This is a genomic window from Bacteroides sp. 3_1_23 (genome assembly GCF_000162555.1).
Classification (GTDB): domain Bacteria; phylum Bacteroidota; class Bacteroidia; order Bacteroidales; family Bacteroidaceae; genus Bacteroides; species Bacteroides ovatus.
This window is the reverse complement of sequence record NZ_GG774950.1, coordinates 311,787-332,745: the sequence shown is the minus strand read 5'-3', so window position 1 is coordinate 332,745 and position 20,959 is coordinate 311,787. Positions and strand designations below refer to the sequence as shown.

The window sequence follows — 20,959 nt, the reverse complement described above, 5'->3', positions numbered from 1 at the left end:
AAAAAATAAAGTCATGAAAACAAATAGTATAATTGCATTAATTCTGTCAATCAGTTTATTTGGATTATTCGGTTGTGCAGATAAATATGAAGTTGATTATGAAGCACCTGTCAAAATCGAATTTGCGGGTGTCGATCAGAATAATAGAGTATCACTAACGAAAGGGATTGCTGAATACACGGCAACCGTCAAAGTACAGGGAGAAATCATGAGTTTTGAAATTTATCAGGCAGACTCCAAAACCGGAATGCAGGGAAGTCTGATAGAAGAAACTGCCCAGTCATTTGCAGACGGAACGACTAATTACGAAACAACTTACAAGTTTACTTCTTTAAAAGAGAATGCCTGTATTACAGTAGTCGTTCTAGGTACCGACGGCCATACGTACCAACGTAACTTATTGGTAGAGATTACTCCTTCTGTTTTATTCTCCGATCCGGATTACGGAAAAGATGGAGAAATAGTAGAGACAGCTTCAGCTTATTATGGTTGTTATTATGCAACATGGCTTCTTGGACGCACCTATATGGCTGCTGATGCCATGAAATATACAAACGAAGTCGATTTCTCACTCGGAGATATTATCTTGCCTTCAGGAAGCGAAGCTGTACCAGCTCTTGTTTCACCTGCTAAAAGAAGTGATTATGGCTTGATGACAATTACTGGTTTACAACACACATTATTTGCTGAAACCTCTTTATCACAAGCAGAATTTAATGCAATCTCCCAGGTAGATGCAACTCCGATAGAAAATCTGGCAGATCCAACCTCCGAAGTCTTAGCTATTCAGGCAGATAAAGTTTACCTGTTCAAAACTGCCAATGGAAAGAAAGGATTGATTTGCATACAAAAAATAACAGCAAAAACTGGTACTATCGAAGTCTCACCGGATAATTGGGTAGAAAACACTAAATACTCATGGGTACAATTACTGACTAAAACCGTGGCGAAGTAAAGCTCCCATGCAAGATACTTTCTCCAATGATCGTATCATAGAATAATTAGAAGAATAGAGAAGTTTTCGGTTTCTACGAGCTTCTCTATTCCTGTTTTCCCAATAGAAGAAAGAAGAAATCTATCATTCTACCATTTTTTTTCCTTTATTGATTAGTATTTTTCCTTCCTTCTCTGATATCTTCCCTACTTTTGCGAAAAGTCATCATGAAAAACTGAAGTTAATTAAATCACAATAATTATGAATCTGAAAAAACATCTACCCTGGCTGGGAGCCCTGCTCCCCATTGCTAACACACAAGCAGAAACAAAACCTAATGTAGTAATTATTTATATCGATGATATGGGTATCGGTGACATAGGTTGTTATGGAGGTAAATTCGTTCCTACTCCCAATATTGACAAGTTGGCACAAGACGGACTATTATTCAACCAATATTACTCTTCTGCGCCGGTTAGCTCTCCATCCCGCTGTGGATTAACCACAGGTCTCTTTCCTCTTGAAGTGGGAATCAACACTTTCCTGAACGACAAAGCTGCTAATAAGAGATGCGAACAACGTAATTTCCTGGATGATAAGTTGCCTTCCATGGCGCGTGCCTTCCAAAATGCAGGTTACTCAACAGGACACATCGGAAAATGGCACATGGGAGGCGGACGTGACGTACATAACGCTCCTTCTATTAAAAATTACGGTTTTGACGAATACATATCAACCTATGAAAGTCCGGATCCGGAACCAGCAATCACTGCAACCAAGTGGATATGGTCGGATAAAGACAGTGTAAAACGTTGGAGACGTACCGAATACTTTGTAGATAAAAGTATTGAGTTTGTAAAAAAGCACAAAGACGAACCCTTCTTCCTAAACCTATGGCCGGATGATATGCATACCCCTTGGGTACCGGAATTCAAACAAAAGGAAAGAAAAAGCTGGGAAACACAAGAAGCATTTGCTCCTGTACTTGCAGAAATGGACAAACAACTCGGACGTTTCATCAAAACCCTGGATGAGCTGGGAGTGGGAGAAAATACAATCATTATTTTCACTAGCGACAATGGTCCTGCACCCAGCTTTAAATCTGTACGTTCCGCTTATTTGAGAGGAACTAAAAATAGTCTTTATGAAGGTGGTATTCGTATGCCTTTCATCATCAGATACCCCAAGAAAATTAAAGCCGGACAGGTAAATAACGAGTCTGTATTATGCGCAGTAGATTTATATCCGACTTTGTGTTCTATAGCCGGAATCAAAACAGAAAAAGGTTACAAAGGCGATGGGCAGAACTACTCAAAAGTTCTTCTCGGTAAATCGGAAGCCAAACGCAAGACCGATTTAATGTGGGACTTCGGACGAAACAAACATTTTGGCTTTCCAGGAAACCCTTATGACAGAAGCCCCCATTTAGCTATACGCAGTGGAAAATGGAAATTATTAGTGAACGGTGACGGAAGCGATGCGCAATTATATGATATGGAAAAGGATAAGTTCGAAAAGAATAATATCGCAAATGAGCATCCTGATTTGGTTGCCAAGTTGAGCAAGAAAGTATGTAAATGGTATGAGGAAAACAAAGACAAAGGAAAAGAGTAATACAGTGAAAAACAAATTATAAACCAACATTAAACTTATGAATTCTAAATTTTTACTATTACCAACCGCCTTGATGGTTGCTGGACATTCTGCAGCAGAGGCCAAAGGAAAAAAGTCCGATCAAAGACCCAATATCCTGGTAATTCTTGCAGATGACCTAGGCTATTCCGACCTGGGATGCTACGGTAGTGAAATCCACACACCTAATCTGGACAAACTGGCAAAACAAGGAGTACGTTTCAATCATTTCTATAACACCAGCCGGAGTTGTCCGACGCGTGCTTCCCTGTTGACAGGACTTTATCAACATCAGGCGGGAATCGGACGTATGACCTTCGATGACCACCTGCCGGGTTACCGGGGAACACTCTCACGCAATGCCGTTACCATCGCAGAGGTATTGAAAGAATCAGGATATGCTACCAGCATGGTAGGTAAATGGCACATCGCAGAAACTCCACTACGCAAAGACCAACGCGAATGGCTCGCACATCACGTATACCACGAAACCTATTCTGATCTTTGTCATTATCCGGTGAATCGCGGATTTGATAACCACTATGGTACTATCTACGGAGTAGTAGACTATTTTGACCCATTCAGTCTGGTAGAAGGTGAAGTACCCGTGAAAGAAGTACCCGACGGATATTACATCACACAGGCGCTTTCAGACCGTGCAGTGAAAGAAGTGAAAGAGTATGCCAAAGACGATAAACCATTCTTTATGTACCTGGCTTACACAGCACCACACTGGCCGTTGCATGCACTGCCGGAAGATATTGAAAAATATAAGGATACCTATAAAGTAGGCTGGGAAGCTATCCGTAACGCCCGTTACGAACGTCAGAAACAACTGGGTATATTCCCTAACATGGATAATTTCCTGTCTGATAGACAGTTCAAAGATAAATGGGAAGATAACCCACATGCTGAATGGGATGCTCGTGCCATGGCTGTTCATGCTGCCATGATCGACCGTATGGACCAGGGAATAGGACAAGTAATCGATGCTCTGGAAAAGACAGGACAACTTGAAAATACACTGATTTTATTCCTTTCCGACAATGGATGCAGCAATGAAGATTGTCAGAACTACTCTCCCGGAGAAAATGACCGTCCTGATATGACACGTAAAGGGGAGAAAATGGTTTATCCTCATAACAAAGAAGTGCTGCCTGGCCCGGAAACAACTTATGCTTCACTGGGAGCACGCTGGGCAAACGTAGCCAACACACCGTTCCGTTTTTGGAAAGCCAAATCTTATGAAGGAGGAATCTGTACTCCAATGATTGCCCACTGGCCAAAAGGTATCAAGAAGAATGTCGGCAAAACGACTCCCGAAATCGGACATGTGATGGACATCATGGCTACTTGTATCGATATGGCAGGCGCCACTTATCCTACCAAATATAAAGGAAATGACATCATCCCATTGGAGGGTAAAAGCCTGGTTCCTATCTTCAAGACCGGACATCGTGAAGGACATGACTACCTTGGATTTGAGCATTTCAATGAACGTGCATTCCTTTCTAAGGATGGTTGGAAGCTAGTTCGTCCGGGAGAAAACGCTAAATGGGAATTATACAACCTGAATGAGGACCGGAGCGAAATGCATAATCTGGCAGCACAATACCCTGAAAAAGTAGCTGAAATGACAAAGGCTTACGAAGCATGGGCTAAACGTTGCATGGTAGAACCTTACCCGGGACAGAAAAAGAAATAAAGCCTACTCAATTAATTAGAAAGAGTACTCGATTAATTATTTTATATTTGACTCCTGTCGGAAAATATCCAATGATATTGTACGACAGGAGTTTTTTTATATGCTTTTATCCCTTCTTTATCAAGCCTCACCTGAAATCGGAGGCTGACCTGTATATTCCTTAGGCAGTACACCATATTGCGCTTTAAAACATTTCGCAAAATAAGAAGAAGAAGTAAATCCTACCTGCGCTGCCACTTCAGAAATCCGGGTACCGCTCACAATCAGTTCAGCAGCTCTATTCATACGAAGTGTCTTCAAATAATCATTAGGAGACATTCCGGACAAAGCCTTTATCTTCCGATAGAAATTAGAACGGCTCATATTCATCTGTTCCGCCAAAGTATCTATCGAGAAGTTCTCATCCGCCAACTGTTCGGCTATTACTCCCTGTATCTTAGCTATAAACTCACAATCCTTTTGAGACATCGCAAAATCCGTTGTCGAAACAGCAACCGTATCTCCTGCCAAGCTCACCATCAATTTATGGAAAGACTGCCTCAACTTCAACAGATTCTCGATCTGCATACGGAGCTGTTTAACAGAGAATGGTTTCTCAACATATACATCCGCTCCACATTCAAGTCCTTCGACTTTAGACTCCAAAGTGGTTTTCGCCGTCAACAAAATAACCGGAATATGTGAATAAGAGATTTCAGACTTCACCTTGCTGCAAAGTTCCAGCCCATCCATCTCCGGCATCATTACGTCACTCACTATCACATCCACATTTTCCTTCGCAAGCACTTCAAGTGCTTCACGACCGTTGGAAGCCCTCAACACACGGAACCATTCCGCCAATGACTCACGAGTCAGATTCAGCAAATCAACATTATCCTCAACCAACAGAACTGTGAACTTCTTTCCTGAATACTCCGAAGAGACCGTTTCAGAAGCATCCGCATGCTCCGGGGATATTTCTACAATATCGCTCATTTTTTCCGTCTCCCACTCTTTGAACGGAAGAGACAGTATAAACGAAGAACCACCTCCAATATTATCTTCCAGACGCAAATCTCCCTGATGAGCTTCTGCCAAAGACTTCGCAAAAGCCAATCCGATGCCAGTGCCTACTGCTGTGGCCACCTTATCGTCAGGCAGTTGATAGAAAGCCTCAAATATCTTTTGTTTCTGTTCATTTGGTATTCCGGGACCATCATCGTTCACTTGTATCTCATATCCCCCATCAGTAACAAGCAGCCTCAAGTCAATATGCGCATGCGCATATTTGATGGCATTTCCCATCAGATTGACAAGAATCTTACTTAATTTGTCACTATCCACCGTAGACACCAGCTCTTGTTCAGGCACAGTCAGTTGCAAATCAATTCCTTTTAATTCAGCAGGGCTTGTAAACTGATTATAAACGTCACTGACAAGTTCTTTAATATCACTCTTTTTCAAATTCAGATGCAGCGTACCACTCTCCATTTTCTGAAAATCAAGCAATTCATTAGTAATCCCCAACAGATAATTTACATTCTTATCTATCACAGACAAATACTTGAGTTCTTTTCCTTCACGCTCTTTCTCTAATAATTTTTCCAAAGGAAGCCGTATCAAACTAAGCGGAGTACGTATCTCATGTACCAGATTGATGAAAAAGCTAATCTTCGACTTATAAACTTCCTGTTCCTTGGCAGTCTGGTATTTTTCCATCCGCCGTTTATATTTGCGTTTAACACGGAGGTTCCATCGCCAAGCCATCCAACCGATCCATCCCAACAGCATGAGGACATAAATGACGTAAGCAAAGGTACTACGCCACCAGGGAGGAGTAATCACCACTTTTAAAGTGGTAGTGTTCTCGTTCCACTGACGATCATTATTAGAGCCTCTGACTTCGAACAAATACTCACCAGGAGGCAAATTGGTGTAAGAAGCCATATTGTTATCGGTATTCAGAATCCATTCCTTGTCCACTCCGCGAAGTATGTAAGAATACCGGTTCTTCCCCGGATCTTCAAAACTAAGAGCGACAAAACGGATGGAGAAACTATTGTTCTCATAAGATAAAGTCACCTTATCAGCCATATAAAGCGGCTTATCCAACTGAAGCAGTTTCTTCACCTCCTGCTCATCGGTTTGATAAGGTAACCGGATATCGGTCACATAAACCGGAGGAATATATTTGTTATCTACAAACTGTTCCGGCTGGAATACATTAAAGCCATTGATCCCACCAAAATACAATTTTCCTTCGGATGATTTCAATGAAGATCGAGCTATAAACTGATTCCCTTGCAAGCCGTCATTAATCGTGAACTGGCGGAAATAATCTTTGGTAACAGGATTAATCTTAAAAATTCCGGCATTGCTGGATACCCAGAAATCACCTCCCTGATCTTGCTCAATCGCATAAATAACCTTGTTAAGTAATAAAGTATTATGCGGATCAAACTCAATGAATCTTTTCTCTTTAGCATCAAAAGAACACAGTCCTCCCCCATTCGTTCCAAACCACATGGTCCCTTTCGCATCTTCAAATAAAGTAATGACCGAATTACTGGTGATCGTAGTCGAATCTTCCCGTTCATGCTGATAATGTTTCCAATGAGCATTCATTGTATTGTAAGAAAACACACCACTATTGGAAGTCGCAATCCAGAGATGATTGTACATATCCTCATAGATATCAACAACAGAAACCATTGAACCGACACTTGTGATGGTCATAAAGTTATCTCGAGCAGCGTCATAACGACACAATCCCCAACTCGTTCCTACATAAATTTCTCCTTTCCGTCCTTTATAAATACACAACACATCGTTGCTACAAATCGTATTGGGGATTCCACGAGAATGAGTATAGGCTTTCACTGCCCCTGTGCGTAAATTGATAACCCGTATTCCGCCGGCATAAGTTCCAATCCATAAATAGTCACCATCCAGCATTAAAGAACGAATGTCATACTTTTGATTTTTAGCTCCTCCTATTGCATAAGGAGAAAGTTCCCGGGTAACAGCATTGAAAAAATACAAACCGCTTTGAGTTCCAATCCAGATATTCCCATCTTTATTCTCACAGAAAGGAGCAACAACCTCCCCCGCTCCCGGCACTCCGGACAGATAGGCAGGCGAATAATAATCAAAACGTTTAGTCTGCTTGGACATATAGTTGATTCCACCCAAATTGGTCAACACCCAAAGAGCCCCTTCGGCATCCCACATCATTCCATTGATAGTCTGATCGCTCAAACTTCTCGGATCGGCGGGATTATCCGCCCGCTGAAATGTGTTTGTATTTTGATCGAATAGATAAAGCCCGTTATCCGTTCCTACCAACAGCTCTTTATCCGTATACTTCAACAAACAATGAACAGCTCCGAAATTAAACGCCGAACCACTGTAATTGTCTATAGCTTCAGTTCGTTCATCCAAACGGCTCAATAGATTACTTCCCGCACCAATCCAAATATCTCCATCGATATTCTGAATACAGTTCACTTTATAACTATCGGAAGCATTTATATCTAATGAGATTTCATACGTCCGGAGAAACTTGCCGTTTTCGTCAAAGCACAAAAGTCCTTCCTGTAAGGAAGATATATAGACCCTCTTCCGATCAGCACTCTGACAGAGGTCCCATACAAAAGATGTCTGAACACTATTTTGAGTCAACACCTCTGTTTTCGGATCATAAATAAAAAATCCCTGTCCCAAAGTCGCAATCCAGATAAGACCATTTTCCGTCTTGATAATCTTTTTAATCTCACTGCTGATATACACATTATACTGTGTCGTTTTATCAAAGTAAGAGAAACGATCGGTATCCCGGTCATAAATATAAAGTCCGGAGTTTGTTCCAACCCAGAGATTCTTGTCCACCTCTATCAAGGCTTCTACAAAATTGTTTTCTAATGAGAACTTTTCGTTGAGAACATTCCGATACACTTTATTGCCCCGCCCGTCATAACGATTCAGTCCGTCACTGGTACCCAACCAGATAAAGCCATAACTATCTTGAAGGGCGCACCACACGGTATTATGAGACAATCCATCTTCTACCTGATATTTCTTGAACGAAAAATAAGGAGACGCGGATAGTGTTCCAGTCCAGAAGATCAGCAAGCATATTAGTATTTTAGTTAACTTCATTCTACGTGTTTTTTATTCAATTATCGGTTCAGCCAAGGTTCAGGATTCAACTTTTCTTTCTCCCTACGCAACTGGAAGTGCAATACCGTCCGTCCATTATCCGTACCGTCAGAAAAGACCTGACCGATGGATTGCTTCGTCTTCACCGTATCACCGGCTTTGACGGATGCAGAAGAAAGATTGCAATAAACAGAAATATAATTGCCATGACGAATGAGGACATTAAATAATCCGTTCAATTGGAACACAGCCGCCACCTTCCCATCAAAAATGGCACGCGCCTGTGCACCCGGTTTTCCCTGAATATCAATACCCTTGTTATCCAGTTTCACATTGCGCAACCCCTCTACGGCATATTGTCCGTAACGGCTGGTGATAATATAAGCGCCTGATATAGGCATTGGCAATTTCCCGCGATTCGCGGCAAAGTTACCTGATAATTCCCGATCCGCCTTACTCATGGTATAAGCCTCAAGAGGTTTCGATTTGGCGGCCGTTTCCGTTGCGGCGGATTTTCCCTCCTTGCTTTCCTCTTTCTTACGGGCAGCCGCTTCACGACGAGCTTCTTCCTGCGCACGCTTGCGGGCACGCTCTATTTCTTCTGCAATTAATTTATCGATGCGGGCATTCAGCTGATTGGCTTCCCTGCGTTTTTTATTTATCTCATTCTGCAATCCTTTCTGCTTCTTTTGCAGATTAGTCACTAGCGTGCGTTTCTCTTTTTCCTGCTCTTCCAACTTCACCTTTTCGCTCTCACGTTCTTGCAGCAGGTTCTCTTTGGCGGCTTTCACTTGCTGACGTTCCGCTTTCTTCTTGCGTATCTGCTCCTGTTTCTTTAGGATTTCTTCCCCTTGCAGACGTTGATAAGTGGCATATTCACGAACATATCGCATACGCCGATAAGTCTGCCCCAGATTCTTTGCCGAAAAAATAAACATGAGCTTCTCCTCTATCGACTTATTCTTATACAAGTACTGGACAGAAGCTTCATATTTCTTCTTTTTATCTTTCAAATCCTTCTCCAAGCCTCTCAACTGGCGCTCCAACGAAGCCAACTCACGCTGGATAGCCTCCACATCATTGTTGATAGCCATGATATAGCGTTTCCGCTCTTCAATCTGTCCGGTCAACACAGCCAGACTATTCAACTGGCTTCCCACATCTTTCTTTGTATCCTTCAATATAGATTCCGATTCGGCAATCTGTTTTTGCAGCGCACCGCGTTTACTTTCCAGCTCACGAATCAACTTGTTCGATTGAGCGAAAAGAGGAACTGCCAACCAAAGGCAACTGATTAGAATAACAAAGAAACGTTTCATCATAATAAAGCTACCAGCATTTTTACTAATTCTTCCAAGGGAATCTGGTTGTATTTGGACGTCAGTTCCGTCGGAGTTATCGAAAACTCTTGTGTGGAGAACTCATAAAGTTGGACTTTTGCCTTTTCTAATGAAGGAATTCCTATATCTTTTCCTGTCAGCTCTGTCTTTCCACCAGGAAGAGAGGCATCCATCAATATCTTTTCCAAACGGGAAAACTCCACATTCTTCGACAATACATTTTTCAATTCAGCTTTAGTGGCACGAACAAAGCGTTTATTCATCCTGTCTACCAATAAAACTTCGTCGGGAGTAACTTCTATACGTGCCACTTCTGTACGCAGAATAGGCATCAATAAGGAGATTTGTACCCGCTCATGAGTTTTCATCTTCATGGTTCCCCCTACAGACATGCTTCCCTTCTTGCCGGGAATAGTCAACTGAAGCTTGGAAGCCAGGTAACTGGATGTCGGAGCCTTTGTCGAAGTCTTAGTTTCCGAAGTTGCCAAGTGCTTCGAACTCTTACAGCCGGCCAACACCACTACCACCAACAACAGTAGATAAATGATTCTTTTCATTCCGCAATATATTTCTTCTTCTCTATTTTCTGTTTCAACGTTTTCGACTCGCTACCCATTTCCAGTGCCTTCTTCCAATATTTCAACGCACCTTCCGCATCGCCGGTCATAAAATAAATATCTCCGCAATGCTCCACAATCACATCGCTCTTCTCGCCGTCGTTCTTCATTGCATTGTCAATATAGATACGGGCTTCGGCATAGTTTCCCTTTTCAAAAAGAATCCATGCATAAGTATCGAGATAGGTCGAATTATTAGGTTCGGCTTTCACCGTTTTATAACTCATCTCCTCCGCCTTGTCCAAGTCACGACGTTCCACAGACAGATAATAAGCATAATTGTTCAATGCGCCAATATTGGAAGGATTGTACACCAAAGACGAATCGTAAGCAGCGTAAGCCTCCGCCATCTGTTTCTTGGTATGATAAATGTCTCCCATAATTGAATAGAAATCCGAAACGACTTCTTTTCTGGTATCGGCAGTTACATGTTCCAATGCTCTGCTGCAAACACTCAATACACTATCCGTCTGTTCTGCCTGATGATAAGCGATAGCCAGATAATAATAAAGTTCCAACGCATCCGGAGTAGCTTCAATGCCCGGTTCGCAGACCTTGATAATTTGCTTGTAATCTTCCTTTTTCACCGCCGCGCTAACCAGCATCAGACGGGCAGCCTTATTGGTAGGATCCAGATCAACCACCTGCTCCAATACCGGCACAGCCTCCTGTTCCATATTCTTCGACAACAGGTATTGAGAATAAAGCATCGGTATCTGCGGATCATCCATATCCTGCTTCATCATCCGGTCAAACAAGGCAATCACCTGAGTGCTATCTTTAGCGGACGACTGTTCATTTTCCGCAATCACCTGTCTCATGACACTGATTTTAGTATCAGAAGTCACCTTTTTGTTCAATAACAACGTATCCAGTTGCTGTTGATACAATTCTTTCTGCCCGGTCTGTTCATAGTAAGAAGCCATCGAGAAGAGAGCCATCGGATTATCAGGCTCTACAGCCAGTACCTTCTGGTATGCATCATAAGCTTCCTGCTTTTTCCCGTTCTGAAGATATACATCTCCCAGTATCACCTGATAACGCATATCCATCGGATATTCCTGTACCAGACTTTCTATTTCCTGAAATGCCTTCTTATCATCTTTCATCTGAAGATAAATACGGAATTTCTCCATAGAAAGCTGCTCATTCTTACCCAAGCGTTTCTCTAAACGATTCAATGTAGAAATGACATCATTATACTTCTCCTGGCGACTGTAAATATCAAGAAGGCTGAACAAAGGGTCCTGTTTCGACGGGAAACGGGTCACCATCTTCTCAAGCAAAGCCGCAGCCTTATCCAATTCATTTTGTTGCTGGTACAAACTGACCAATCCCTGACTATACCAATAGTTATCAGGCGCAAAAGCCACTGCCTGCTCCAAAGCAACCTGACCTTGCGGCACCTGGCGAAGGAACATATAATATTGCGATATTTCATAAAGCGCAGAAGAAGCAGTGGGGTTGATATCCAGACAATGCTGTAGCAATCCAAATGCCGCATCATACTCATTCTTTCCTTTCATCCGCATGGCTTCCAAGAAGAAGTAGTCATATTTACGCTGTTGTTCAGCAGAAAGCAATGTTTCCTTCATTAAAGAAGCTCCATCTGCTTTCGCTGTTGTTTTTGCTGTACGCACAGACCGGATTCCCCCACATGAAGTGAGCATCAATACCGTCACGAACAGCCATCCTATTTTTATCTTCATTCTATTTTCTCCATTAAGCATTCATCATACTCCGGTATGTCCGAAACCACCGGCTCCCCGTTCTGTTTCATCCAGCACCTCTACTTCCTGCCATGCAGGCTGTTCGTGCTTCGCTATCACCATCTGCGCGATACGTTCACCGTCTTCAATCACAAACGTTTCAGAGGAGAGATTGACTAAAATGATACAAACTTCCCCACGATAATCCGCATCAATCGTACCCGGAGAATTGAGCACCGTAATTCCTTTCTTGATCGCCAGTCCGCTACGTGGACGAACTTGTGCCTCAAATCCCTTCGGCAAGGCGATATATAGTCCTGTCGGCACCAGACAACGTTGCAACGGTTCCAATGTGATAGGTTCAGAAAGATTAGCACGGATATCCATTCCTGCAGACAATTCAGTGGCATAAGCCGGAAGCGGATGCTTCGATTTATTGATAACTTGAATATTCATAAATGCATGTTTACTATTTAACGGGCGAAAATACACATTTTGAACTGAAAAATAGTTAAGTTTGCAGTTAAATAATGTACCTGTAGCCAATTTGCGAATGGTAAACACTAAAATTATAGATAAAATGATGAATTGGAACCAATTAATATCAGCGAAACGTTTCGGAATGGAAGAATTCCATGAGGAACGACAGGAAAACCGATCCGAATTCCAACGGGACTATGACCGTCTTATTTTTTCGGCTCCTTTCCGCAGATTACAGAACAAAACGCAAGTATTCCCTCTACCGGGCAGCGTTTTTGTACACAACCGACTTACGCACAGTCTCGAAGTCGCCAGCGTTGGCCGTTCACTCGGGGACGATGTTGCCAAAGCACTTCTGGAACGTCATCCGGAACTTCAGGATTCTTTCCTGCCGGAGATCGGTTCTATCGTTTCGGCTGCTTGCCTGGCACACGATTTGGGTAATCCGCCTTTCGGTCATTCAGGCGAAAAGGCCATTTCCACTTTTTTCTCTGAAGGGAAAGGAGTTCGCCTGAAAGAGAAACAGCCCAACGGAGAGCAACTTTCTCCGATGGAATGGGAAGATTTAATACATTTTGAAGGAAATGCAAATGCCTTCCGAATACTTACACATCAGTTCGAGGGACGTCGCAAAGGCGGATTCGTTCTAACATACACCACTCTGGCTTCTATCGTAAAATACCCCTTTTCATCGAGCCTTGCAGGAACAAAATCCAAGTTTGGCTTTTTCGTCAGCGAAGAAGAAAGCTTCCGCAAAATTGCAACAGAATTAGGACTGATATTGCTCAACGAACATCCTTTAAAGTATGCACGCCACCCGTTAGTTTATTTGGTTGAAGCGGCAGACGACATTTGCTATCAGATGATGGATATTGAGGATGCATATAAACTGAAGATTCTCACCACAGAAGAGACTAAAGAGCTATTAATGGCCTATTTCAGCGAAGAGCGGCAGGAACATCTCCGAAAAACATTCCTGATTGTTAACGATGTCAACGAGCAAATCGCTTACCTGCGCTCTTCCGTCATCGGTTTATTGATCCGGGAGTGTACCCGTGTCTTTTTAGATCATGAACAAGAAATCCTGTCCGGCACGTTCGAAGGATCACTAATCAAGCGCATAGCCGAGCGTCCGGCAGCAGCCTATAAACACAGCGTCGAAGTATCTATCAATAAAATCTACCGTTCACGGGACGTACTGGATGTTGAACTGGCGGGATTCCGCATCATCAGCACCCTGCTCGAATTGATGATAGATGCCGTAACCTCACCCGAAAAGACTTATTCCAAACTCCTGATCGACCGGGTTTCCAGTCAATACAATATAAAAGCGCCCGTACTCTATGAAAGAATACAGGCGGTACTTGACTATATATCGGGAATGACCGACGTCTTTGCTCTTGATCTTTATCGTAAAATTAACGGGAACAGTTTGCCTGCGGTGTAACCACTTTAGGAGTAAACACCTCTTCCCCTTCACAAGAAGACAATCTCAACGCATCCGGATGGCTTTCAATAAACGTCTGGATGTGTCGAATCCGCTTATCTTCGAGAATTTCGTCTACAGCAATCAGAATACCGGTTTCTTCCACATCACCGAATTCATAATTGATAGCTGTTCCGAACATACGCATAGTAGGGCTTAGGCTCATATATGCATTTACCAACGGAGGAATATTATATCCCAGTTTACGAATTTCACAATTCAATATTTTATAGTCTTCCTTGAAGGAATGCTTGCAAAACAAAGCACTCAGCTCGTCTTCGGAAGTCTCAAGTTTCAGAGGCTCGATCGGAGTGACAAGTTTCTCTTTGTCATAAAAATGTTTCTTAAGGAAATGAAGAATCATATCACGGCCACGACGGTGATAGCTTGGATACATGGTCACTTTGCCAAAGAAATATTTCACATTCGGCATAACAACAGTCAACGCTCCCAATCCATCCCACAGATTATCTAAAGCGAACAATCCTTTACTTCCGGCACGGGTAGACTGATATTCAAGCGTAACGAACGAACGCCCCAACTCAATTGTCTGTGGCAAATATTCTTTAATAAAGGCATCAGAGAAATGAAACATATGGGAAGTAGCCAGAATCGGAGCACCTTTTTCATCAAAACGCACGTCCGTACCAAGCAAATACCGGTAACCACCCAGAATTTCTTCCGCTTCCGGATTCCATACGATCAACTGCTTGTAGGGGTGCTCCATCGTGTCGTATTCATCAATATCCATTGACAGACCTGTACCTCCACCAGCAGCACGGAAAGCTATTTCACGCAAACGACCAATTTCTCTCATCACATTAGGAGCATTCTGATGAGTAATAATATAAATCTGATTATTACTCTTATTCGTCATTCGTAAGCGTCTGTCTTCCGTCAATTCTGCTTTTAGCAGTTCTTTGCTTACCGGTTTAATAATCTCTTCCATATTCCTTGTTATAGTTGTTCTATCAGTTACAGTTTATAAACAATATCCTTTACGTATTCAGCCCACTGCGCAGGAGTTTTCGATTTATCAAAAGTCTGCCAGGGTATAGGTTTGCCAAAAGTGACAGTAAAAGTTTTGTGGCGATTCTTAAACATTTCATCCGCAAGATACAACATAGCAATGTTAAACTTAATGCCCAGTGCCTTGCAAACATTTGCCAGATTGTAAAAGAAGTCAGAATTCCTGCCCCCAAAATGCACGGGTATTACATCACGTTTTGCTTGTATGCTCTTTACTACAAATGTCTTTTTCCATTCCAGGTCGCGAATCACTCCATTCTGACGGCGCGAACACAGTCCGGCAGGAAACATAATCAGCTGATCGTCGGACTGGAATCCGGCTTCCACCATCTTCGGAAAGTCCTTTGCCTGCTTGCCGGTTTTATTAATAGGTATGCAAAGGGGAGCCAACCCGCGTAGATTCATCAATAGATCATTCACCAGGTATTTCACCTTCCCCTCATAGTGCTTTCCTAACACATAACCAAGCGCAACACCATCCTGTCCGCCTAACGGATGATTGGAAACAAAAGTGTACAGACCATCCTTTGGCAAATTCTCAATGCCTTTTACGTCCACTTTCGCATCCAAAAAGCCCATACATGCCTCCAGAAAGTCCACTCCCAGTTTATCCTTCGACTCATTCAGGAATACATTAATTTCATCCTGATGAACAATTTTCTTCAGATAAGAAATCACGAACTTAGGGATGTACTTGTAATGCTTCGGAGTCTTCGTCCGAAGTATCTTATCGACATCGATCAAAAATAAAGAGTCATCAGTCATTCTTTTCAAATAAAAATGATGGCACAAAATTAACGGTTCTTTTTTATTAATCGCAATAATTTGGTAGAAAATGCAGGATTTAAGTTCAGAACACAAAAAAACACCACCCAAAAACTATCAAAAATGACCTAAAAACTATCCGCGGATAGTTTTCGGATAAAAAAACGTCAGTTTTTCCCCTACCGGGTTTCAAAAATTCATGTAAACTTGCAACATCGAAAATAACAAACGAATATTCACCTTTAAAAAGCAACACATTATGAAAAGTTTAAGCTTCAGAAAAGACTTAGTAGGAGTACAAGATGAATTACTACGCTTCGCTTATAAACTGACAACTGACCGTGAAGAAGCAAACGATTTGTTGCAGGAGACATCATTAAAAGCATTAGATAATGAAGATAAATATACCCCTGATACAAATTTCAAAGGATGGATGTATACCATCATGCGCAATATATTCATAAACAACTACCGCAAGGTAGTCCGCGACCAGACATTCATCGACCAGACTGATAATCTTTATCATCTGAATTTGCCACAGGATGGAAGTTCTGAAAATACAGAAAGAGCATACGACCTGAAAGAGATGCACCGTGTAGTTAACAAACTCCCCAAAGAATACAGAGTTCCGTTTGCGATGCACGTTTCAGGATTCAAATACCGTGAAATTGCGGAAAAACTGAACCTCCCGTTGGGTACAGTGAAAAGCCGTATTTTCTTCACGCGCCAGAAATTACAGGAAGAGTTGAAAGACTTCCGCTAAACCTTAACTATATAAAACTTAGTGATTTTGAATCACATATTTCTTTAATGCAGATTTTTAGTTTTGATAATGATTAAAAGGCAGAAATACTCCGGTATATTCTGCCTTTTCTTTTATTGCGAAGATTAGTTGTCCGACACCCGGGTGTCAGATAAACCTCTATTGCATGAAAAAGAATCTCCCCCACCACATTATTTAAATTTTACCTATACAGACATTTTTTTCGTTCTGCGCCCACGGGCTCCCCACCAGTAAAGCATTCTCGGAGGCACATCATTTTCAAGCAAATAGACATTTAACATTCTGTTGAAAACTTCTCTGAAAGTTTTTTATGGAAAGTTGTGGGGAATTGTGGGGAATTTCATACTTTTACGGTCGCTTATTATAATAAGGTAATGATACGTTTTTTAGGAAATATTGAAGCCAGGGCGGACGCCAAAGGAAGGGTGTTCATACCCGCCACCTTCAGGAAGCAATTACAAGCCGCTTCCGAAGAGAGGCTTATTATGCGTAAAGACGTATTTCAAGACTGTTTAACCCTATACCCCGAGAGCGTGTGGAACGAGGAGTTGAACGAGCTACGTAGTAGACTTAACAAATGGAATAGCAAACACCAACTTATTTTCAGGCAATTCGTGAGCGACGTTGAAATAGTGACACCTGATAGCAACGGGCGCATATTAATTCCGAAACGGTATTTACAGATTTGCAGTATCCATGGGGATATTCGCTTTATCGGCATCGATAACAAGATAGAGATCTGGGCGAAAGAACGGGCAGAACAGCCTTTCATGTCACCCGAAGAGTTCGGTGCAGCATTAGAAGAAATTATGAACGATGATAATAGACAAGATGGAGAAAGATGAATTGACATATCACGTACCTGTATTGCTGAAAGAAAGCGTTGACGGTATGAATATCCAACCGGATGGAACGTATGTAGACGTTACATTCGGAGGAGCGGGACATTCGCGCGAGATCCTTTCACGGCTCGGAGAAGGCGGACGCCTGCTGGGATTCGACCAGGACGAGGATGCTGAACGGAACATTGTCAACGATACTCATTTCATCTTCGTGCGCAGTAACTTCCGCTATCTGCACAACTTCCTGCGTTATCACGACATCGAACAGGTAGACGCGATCCTGGCCGACCTCGGCGTATCTTCTCATCATTTCGATGATAGCGAACGTGGCTTCTCCTTCCGTTTTGACGGGGCACTGGATATGCGTATGAACAAGCGTGCCGGTATGACAGCAGCAGATATCGTGAATACTTATGATGAAGAACGTCTTGCAAACATCCTCTACCTGTACGGGGAACTAAAGAATAGCCGCAAACTGGCTTCTGTCATCGTTAAAGCCAGAAGCGGACAGAATATCCGGACCATCGGTGAGTTTTTGGAAATCATCAAACCGCTTTTCGGTCGTGAACGTGAAAAGAAAGAGCTGGCAAAGGTGTTCCAGGCACTGCGAATTGAAGTAAACCAAGAGATGGAAGCGTTGAAGGAGATGTTGCTGGCTGCTACGGAGGCATTAAAGCCGGGCGGCAGACTGGTGGTTATCACCTATCATTCGCTGGAAGACCGCATGGTGAAAAACATCATGAAGACAGGCAATGTAGAAGGAAAAGCGGAAACCGACTTCTTCGGCAATCTGCAAACGCCTTTCCGCCTTGTTAACAATAAGGTAATCGTCCCCGACGAGGCAGAAATAGAACGAAACCCGCGGTCGAGAAGTGCCAAATTACGAATTGCAGAAAAGAAATAAAAAGATATGGAAGAAGAAGTAGTAAACAAGAAAGCAGAAGAGGACAAGAAGAAAAAACGTACCTCACTGAAGAGTATTCTGGGTGGAGACATTCTGGCTACCGATTTTTTCCGCCGTCAAACGAAGTTGCTGGTACTTATCATGGTATTCATCATCTTCTACATTCACAATCGTTATGCCAGTCAACAACAACAGATCGAAATAGACCGGCTGAAACAAGAATTGATAGACATTAAATATGACGCGCTGACACGCAGCTCGGAACTGATGGAAAAGAGCCGCCAGTCGCGCATTGAAGATTATATATCGAGTAAAGAAAGCGATTTGCAGACATCGACAAATCCTCCCTACCTTATTAAATAGGTGAGAGTGGAGAGTTGATAAATGATAGTTAAGAGTTTTAAAGGACAAATGCTGTGGCAGTTAATAAAAAGAACATAATGACCCGTTACTTCTTCGTCATCCTGTTGATGGCGTTGATAGGAGTAGCTATTGTTGTAAAAGCAGGCATCACCATGTTTGCCGAACGACAATACTGGCAGGATGTGGCTGACCGTTTCGTAAAAGAGAATGTGACGGTAAAACCTAATCGTGGAAACATTATTTCTTCTGACGGTAAACTGATGGCCAGCTCTCTGCCCGAGTACAGAATATATATGGACTTTATGTCCGGTGAAAAGGATGAAAAACGCAGGCAGAAAGATCAGGCACGCCGGGATTCCATCCTCAATGCCAATATGGATTCAATCTGTATCGGACTTCACAAGATATTCCCGGACAAGAGTGCGGCTCAATTCAAGGCACACCTCAAGAAAGGACGCCAGGCAAAAAGCCGCAATTATCTGATTTATCCGAAACGTATCTCCTATATACAATATAAAGAGGTAAAGAGACTGCCTGTATTCTGCTTGAACCGGTATAAAGGCGGATTCAAGGAACAAGCTTACAATCAGCGTAAGAAACCGTTCGGTTCACTGGCTGCCCGTACACTGGGAGATGTGTATGCAGACACAGCCAAAGGAGCGAGAAATGGTATCGAACTTGCTTTCGACACCATCCTGAAAGGGCGGGACGGATTGACACACCGTCAGAAGGTGATGAACAAATACCTGAACATTGTCGATGTGCCACCAGTTGATGGTTGCGATCTGATTAGTACTATCGATGTAGGTATGCAGGATATTTGCGAGAAGGCGTTGGTGGATAAGCTGAAAGAGCTGAATGCGAGCGTGGGTGTGGTGGTATTGATGGAGGTAAGTACCGGAGAAGTGAAAGCCATCGTCAACATGATGCAAGGCAAAGACGGTGAGTACTACGAAATGCGCAACAATGCTATTAGTGATATGCTCGAGCCGGGGTCTACTTTCAAAACGGCCTCTATCATGGTAGCTCTTGAAGACGGAAAGATCACGCCGGACTATGTGGTAGATACCGGCAACGGCCAGATGCCGATGTATGGACGTGTCATGAAAGACCATAACTGGCATCGCGGAGGATATGGAAAGCTGACTGTTACGGAAATTCTAGGGGTTTCGTCCAATGTGGGTACCTCTTATATTATAGACCATTTCTACGGCAGCAACCCGCAGAAATTTGTAGACGGGTTGAAACGGATGAGCATCGACCAGCCGTTACACCTGCAGATTGCGGGAGAAGGAAAACCGAATATACGCGGCCCGAAAGAACGTTATTTTGCAAAGACAACATTGCCGTGGATGAGTATCGGCTACGAGACACAGGTTCCACCGATCAATATTCTCACATTCTATAATGGGATAGCCAACAACGGAGTCACCGTGCGTCCGAAGTTTGTCAAAGCTGCCATGAAGGACGGGGAAGTAGTGAAAGAATATCCGACAGAGGTAATCAATCCCAAGATTTGTTCGGATAAGACTTTGGCACAGATCCGTGAGATTCTCCGAAAAGTGGTTGGTGAAGGACTTGCCAAACCTGCGGGAAGCAAGCAGTTCCACGTTTCAGGAAAAACAGGAACGGCGCAGATTTCACAGGGAGCAGCCGGATACAAAACGGGAAGAACAAATTATCTGGTTAGTTTCTGCGGGTATTTCCCGTCAGAAGCACCTAAATATAGCATGATTGTCTCTATCCAGAAACCGGGATTACCGGCTTCGGGAGGTTTAATGGCAGGTAGTGTGTTCAGCAAGATTGCAGAAAGGGTGTATGCCAAAGACTTGCGGTTACCGCTGACCAATGCGATTGATACTAATTCCGTAGTCATTCCGAATGTAAAAGCCGGAGAGATGCGCGAAGCGCAACGAGTATTGGAAGAGCTGCAGATTAACGTACAAGGCAAAATCGCTGATTCGGGCAAAGAGGTTTGGGGAAATACCCATTCTGCCCCACAAGCTGTGGTTCTTGAGAGCCGGAGCAATATGCAGAATTTTGTACCGAGTGTGATAGGTATGGGAGCGAAAGACGCTGTGTACTTGTTGGAAAGCAAAGGATTGAAAGTCAATCTGGTCGGCGTAGGCAAAGTAAAAAGCCAGTCGATAGCCAACGGAACGATTGTTAAGAAGGGACAGACAGTGACGCTTACGCTTAATTAAAAATTAAAGATTAAAAATTGAATAGAGT

The 20,959-nt window shown here is 42.8% G+C and carries 16 protein-coding genes; 9 read left to right on the top strand and 7 right to left on the bottom strand.

Features of this window, described 5'->3' with window-relative positions:
- Positions 1-13: 13 nt before the first annotated feature.
- From HMPREF9010_RS0124470 to HMPREF9010_RS11350, 3 genes are all read left to right on the top strand, one after another.
- A complete protein-coding gene (locus tag HMPREF9010_RS0124470) occupies positions 14-955 on the top strand; it encodes a hypothetical protein (RefSeq protein ID WP_004309532.1) in 942 nt (313 codons plus the stop codon).
- Between the two features lie 240 nt (positions 956-1,195).
- The gene (locus HMPREF9010_RS11345; RefSeq protein ID WP_008649255.1) at positions 1,196-2,548 is read left to right on the top strand and encodes a sulfatase; all 1,353 of its coding nucleotides are present in this window, start codon (positions 1,196-1,198) and stop codon (positions 2,546-2,548) included.
- A gap of 37 nt (positions 2,549-2,585) precedes the next feature.
- The gene (locus tag HMPREF9010_RS11350) at positions 2,586-4,271 is read left to right on the top strand and encodes an arylsulfatase (protein WP_008649253.1); all 1,686 of its coding nucleotides are present in this window, start codon (positions 2,586-2,588) and stop codon (positions 4,269-4,271) included.
- Positions 4,272-4,391: 120 nt separating this feature from the next.
- On the opposite strand, the gene HMPREF9010_RS11355 is transcribed toward HMPREF9010_RS11350, so the two are convergent.
- The 5 genes from HMPREF9010_RS11355 to dut are packed head-to-tail and all read right to left on the bottom strand — an operon-like array spanning position 4,392 to position 12,530.
- Positions 4,392-8,408, bottom strand: coding sequence for a two-component regulator propeller domain-containing protein (locus tag HMPREF9010_RS11355; RefSeq protein ID WP_008649250.1), 4,017 nt, complete (start codon positions 8,406-8,408; stop codon positions 4,392-4,394).
- 20 nt (positions 8,409-8,428) lie between these two features.
- The gene (locus tag HMPREF9010_RS11360) at positions 8,429-9,730 is read right to left on the bottom strand and encodes a murein hydrolase activator EnvC family protein (protein ID WP_008649248.1); all 1,302 of its coding nucleotides are present in this window, start codon (positions 9,728-9,730) and stop codon (positions 8,429-8,431) included.
- Positions 9,727-10,305, bottom strand: a complete 579-nt coding sequence (locus tag HMPREF9010_RS11365) for a DUF4292 domain-containing protein (protein ID WP_004298193.1) — start codon at positions 10,303-10,305, stop codon at positions 9,727-9,729. The genes HMPREF9010_RS11360 and HMPREF9010_RS11365 overlap by 4 nt, the downstream gene beginning before the upstream one ends.
- Complete coding sequence (locus HMPREF9010_RS11370; RefSeq protein ID WP_032852700.1) at positions 10,302-12,074, bottom strand: tetratricopeptide repeat protein; 1,773 nt, start codon at positions 12,072-12,074, stop codon at positions 10,302-10,304. Before HMPREF9010_RS11370 ends, HMPREF9010_RS11365 begins: the two co-directional genes overlap by 4 nt.
- Positions 12,075-12,098: 24 nt before the next feature.
- Positions 12,099-12,530, bottom strand: a complete 432-nt coding sequence (dut, locus tag HMPREF9010_RS0124465; protein ID WP_004307331.1) for a dUTP diphosphatase — start codon at positions 12,528-12,530, stop codon at positions 12,099-12,101.
- Between the two features lie 124 nt (positions 12,531-12,654).
- On the opposite strand from dut, the gene HMPREF9010_RS11375 reads away from it, so the two are divergent.
- Positions 12,655-14,001 (top strand): deoxyguanosinetriphosphate triphosphohydrolase, encoded by a 1,347-nt coding sequence (locus HMPREF9010_RS11375; RefSeq protein ID WP_004307333.1) that lies wholly within the window; start codon positions 12,655-12,657, stop codon positions 13,999-14,001.
- Here HMPREF9010_RS11375 and HMPREF9010_RS11380 read toward each other — a convergent pair.
- A complete protein-coding gene (locus HMPREF9010_RS11380) occupies positions 13,973-14,989 on the bottom strand; it encodes a GNAT family N-acetyltransferase (RefSeq protein WP_004324397.1) in 1,017 nt (338 codons plus the stop codon). The genes HMPREF9010_RS11375 and HMPREF9010_RS11380 overlap by 29 nt on opposite strands.
- 26 nt (positions 14,990-15,015) lie before the next feature.
- Positions 15,016-15,834, bottom strand: a complete 819-nt coding sequence (locus tag HMPREF9010_RS11385; RefSeq protein ID WP_008649244.1) for a 1-acyl-sn-glycerol-3-phosphate acyltransferase — start codon at positions 15,832-15,834, stop codon at positions 15,016-15,018.
- Between the two features lie 259 nt (positions 15,835-16,093).
- Between HMPREF9010_RS11385 and HMPREF9010_RS11390 the strand changes: the two genes are divergently transcribed.
- From HMPREF9010_RS11390 to HMPREF9010_RS11410, 5 genes are all read left to right on the top strand, one after another.
- Positions 16,094-16,597: an RNA polymerase sigma factor gene (locus tag HMPREF9010_RS11390; RefSeq protein ID WP_004298201.1), complete on the top strand. Its 504-nt coding sequence runs from the start codon at positions 16,094-16,096 to the stop codon at positions 16,595-16,597.
- 395 nt (positions 16,598-16,992) lie between these two features.
- Entirely contained in the window at positions 16,993-17,463 is a 471-nt protein-coding gene (gene mraZ, locus HMPREF9010_RS11395; protein ID WP_004307337.1) for a division/cell wall cluster transcriptional repressor MraZ, read from the top strand.
- Complete coding sequence (gene rsmH / locus HMPREF9010_RS11400) at positions 17,450-18,364, top strand: 16S rRNA (cytosine(1402)-N(4))-methyltransferase RsmH (RefSeq protein ID WP_004309512.1); 915 nt, start codon at positions 17,450-17,452, stop codon at positions 18,362-18,364. Before mraZ ends, rsmH begins: the two co-directional genes overlap by 14 nt.
- A 6-nt stretch (positions 18,365-18,370) precedes the next feature.
- Positions 18,371-18,727 (top strand): FtsL-like putative cell division protein, encoded by a 357-nt coding sequence (locus HMPREF9010_RS11405; RefSeq protein ID WP_008649240.1) that lies wholly within the window; start codon positions 18,371-18,373, stop codon positions 18,725-18,727.
- A gap of 77 nt (positions 18,728-18,804) precedes the next feature.
- Positions 18,805-20,931 (top strand): penicillin-binding protein, encoded by a 2,127-nt coding sequence (locus HMPREF9010_RS11410; protein WP_004307341.1) that lies wholly within the window; start codon positions 18,805-18,807, stop codon positions 20,929-20,931.
- Positions 20,932-20,959: the final 28 nt, after the last annotated feature.

What these genes read in the sequence shown, in the direction of transcription:
- HMPREF9010_RS0124470 (WP_004309532.1), top strand. Translation starts at nt 14, where the DNA reads ATGAAAACAAATAGTATAATTGCATTAATTCTGTCAATCAGTTTATTT.
- HMPREF9010_RS11345 (WP_008649255.1), top strand. Translation starts at nt 1,196, where the DNA reads ATGAATCTGAAAAAACATCTACCCTGGCTGGGAGCCCTGCTCCCCATT.
- HMPREF9010_RS11350 (WP_008649253.1), top strand. Translation starts at nt 2,586, where the DNA reads ATGAATTCTAAATTTTTACTATTACCAACCGCCTTGATGGTTGCTGGA.
- HMPREF9010_RS11355 (WP_008649250.1), bottom strand. Translation starts at nt 8,408, where the DNA reads ATGAAGTTAACTAAAATACTAATATGCTTGCTGATCTTCTGGACTGGA.
- HMPREF9010_RS11360 (WP_008649248.1), bottom strand. Translation starts at nt 9,730, where the DNA reads ATGATGAAACGTTTCTTTGTTATTCTAATCAGTTGCCTTTGGTTGGCA.
- HMPREF9010_RS11365 (WP_004298193.1), bottom strand. Translation starts at nt 10,305, where the DNA reads ATGAAAAGAATCATTTATCTACTGTTGTTGGTGGTAGTGGTGTTGGCC.
- HMPREF9010_RS11370 (WP_032852700.1), bottom strand. Translation starts at nt 12,074, where the DNA reads ATGAAGATAAAAATAGGATGGCTGTTCGTGACGGTATTGATGCTCACT.
- dut (WP_004307331.1), bottom strand. Translation starts at nt 12,530, where the DNA reads ATGAATATTCAAGTTATCAATAAATCGAAGCATCCGCTTCCGGCTTAT.
- HMPREF9010_RS11375 (WP_004307333.1), top strand. Translation starts at nt 12,655, where the DNA reads ATGATGAATTGGAACCAATTAATATCAGCGAAACGTTTCGGAATGGAA.
- HMPREF9010_RS11380 (WP_004324397.1), bottom strand. Translation starts at nt 14,989, where the DNA reads ATGGAAGAGATTATTAAACCGGTAAGCAAAGAACTGCTAAAAGCAGAA.
- HMPREF9010_RS11385 (WP_008649244.1), bottom strand. Translation starts at nt 15,834, where the DNA reads ATGACTGATGACTCTTTATTTTTGATCGATGTCGATAAGATACTTCGG.
- HMPREF9010_RS11390 (WP_004298201.1), top strand. Translation starts at nt 16,094, where the DNA reads ATGAAAAGTTTAAGCTTCAGAAAAGACTTAGTAGGAGTACAAGATGAA.
- mraZ (WP_004307337.1), top strand. Translation starts at nt 16,993, where the DNA reads ATGATACGTTTTTTAGGAAATATTGAAGCCAGGGCGGACGCCAAAGGA.
- rsmH (WP_004309512.1), top strand. Translation starts at nt 17,450, where the DNA reads ATGGAGAAAGATGAATTGACATATCACGTACCTGTATTGCTGAAAGAA.
- HMPREF9010_RS11405 (WP_008649240.1), top strand. Translation starts at nt 18,371, where the DNA reads ATGGAAGAAGAAGTAGTAAACAAGAAAGCAGAAGAGGACAAGAAGAAA.
- HMPREF9010_RS11410 (WP_004307341.1), top strand. Translation starts at nt 18,805, where the DNA reads ATGACCCGTTACTTCTTCGTCATCCTGTTGATGGCGTTGATAGGAGTA.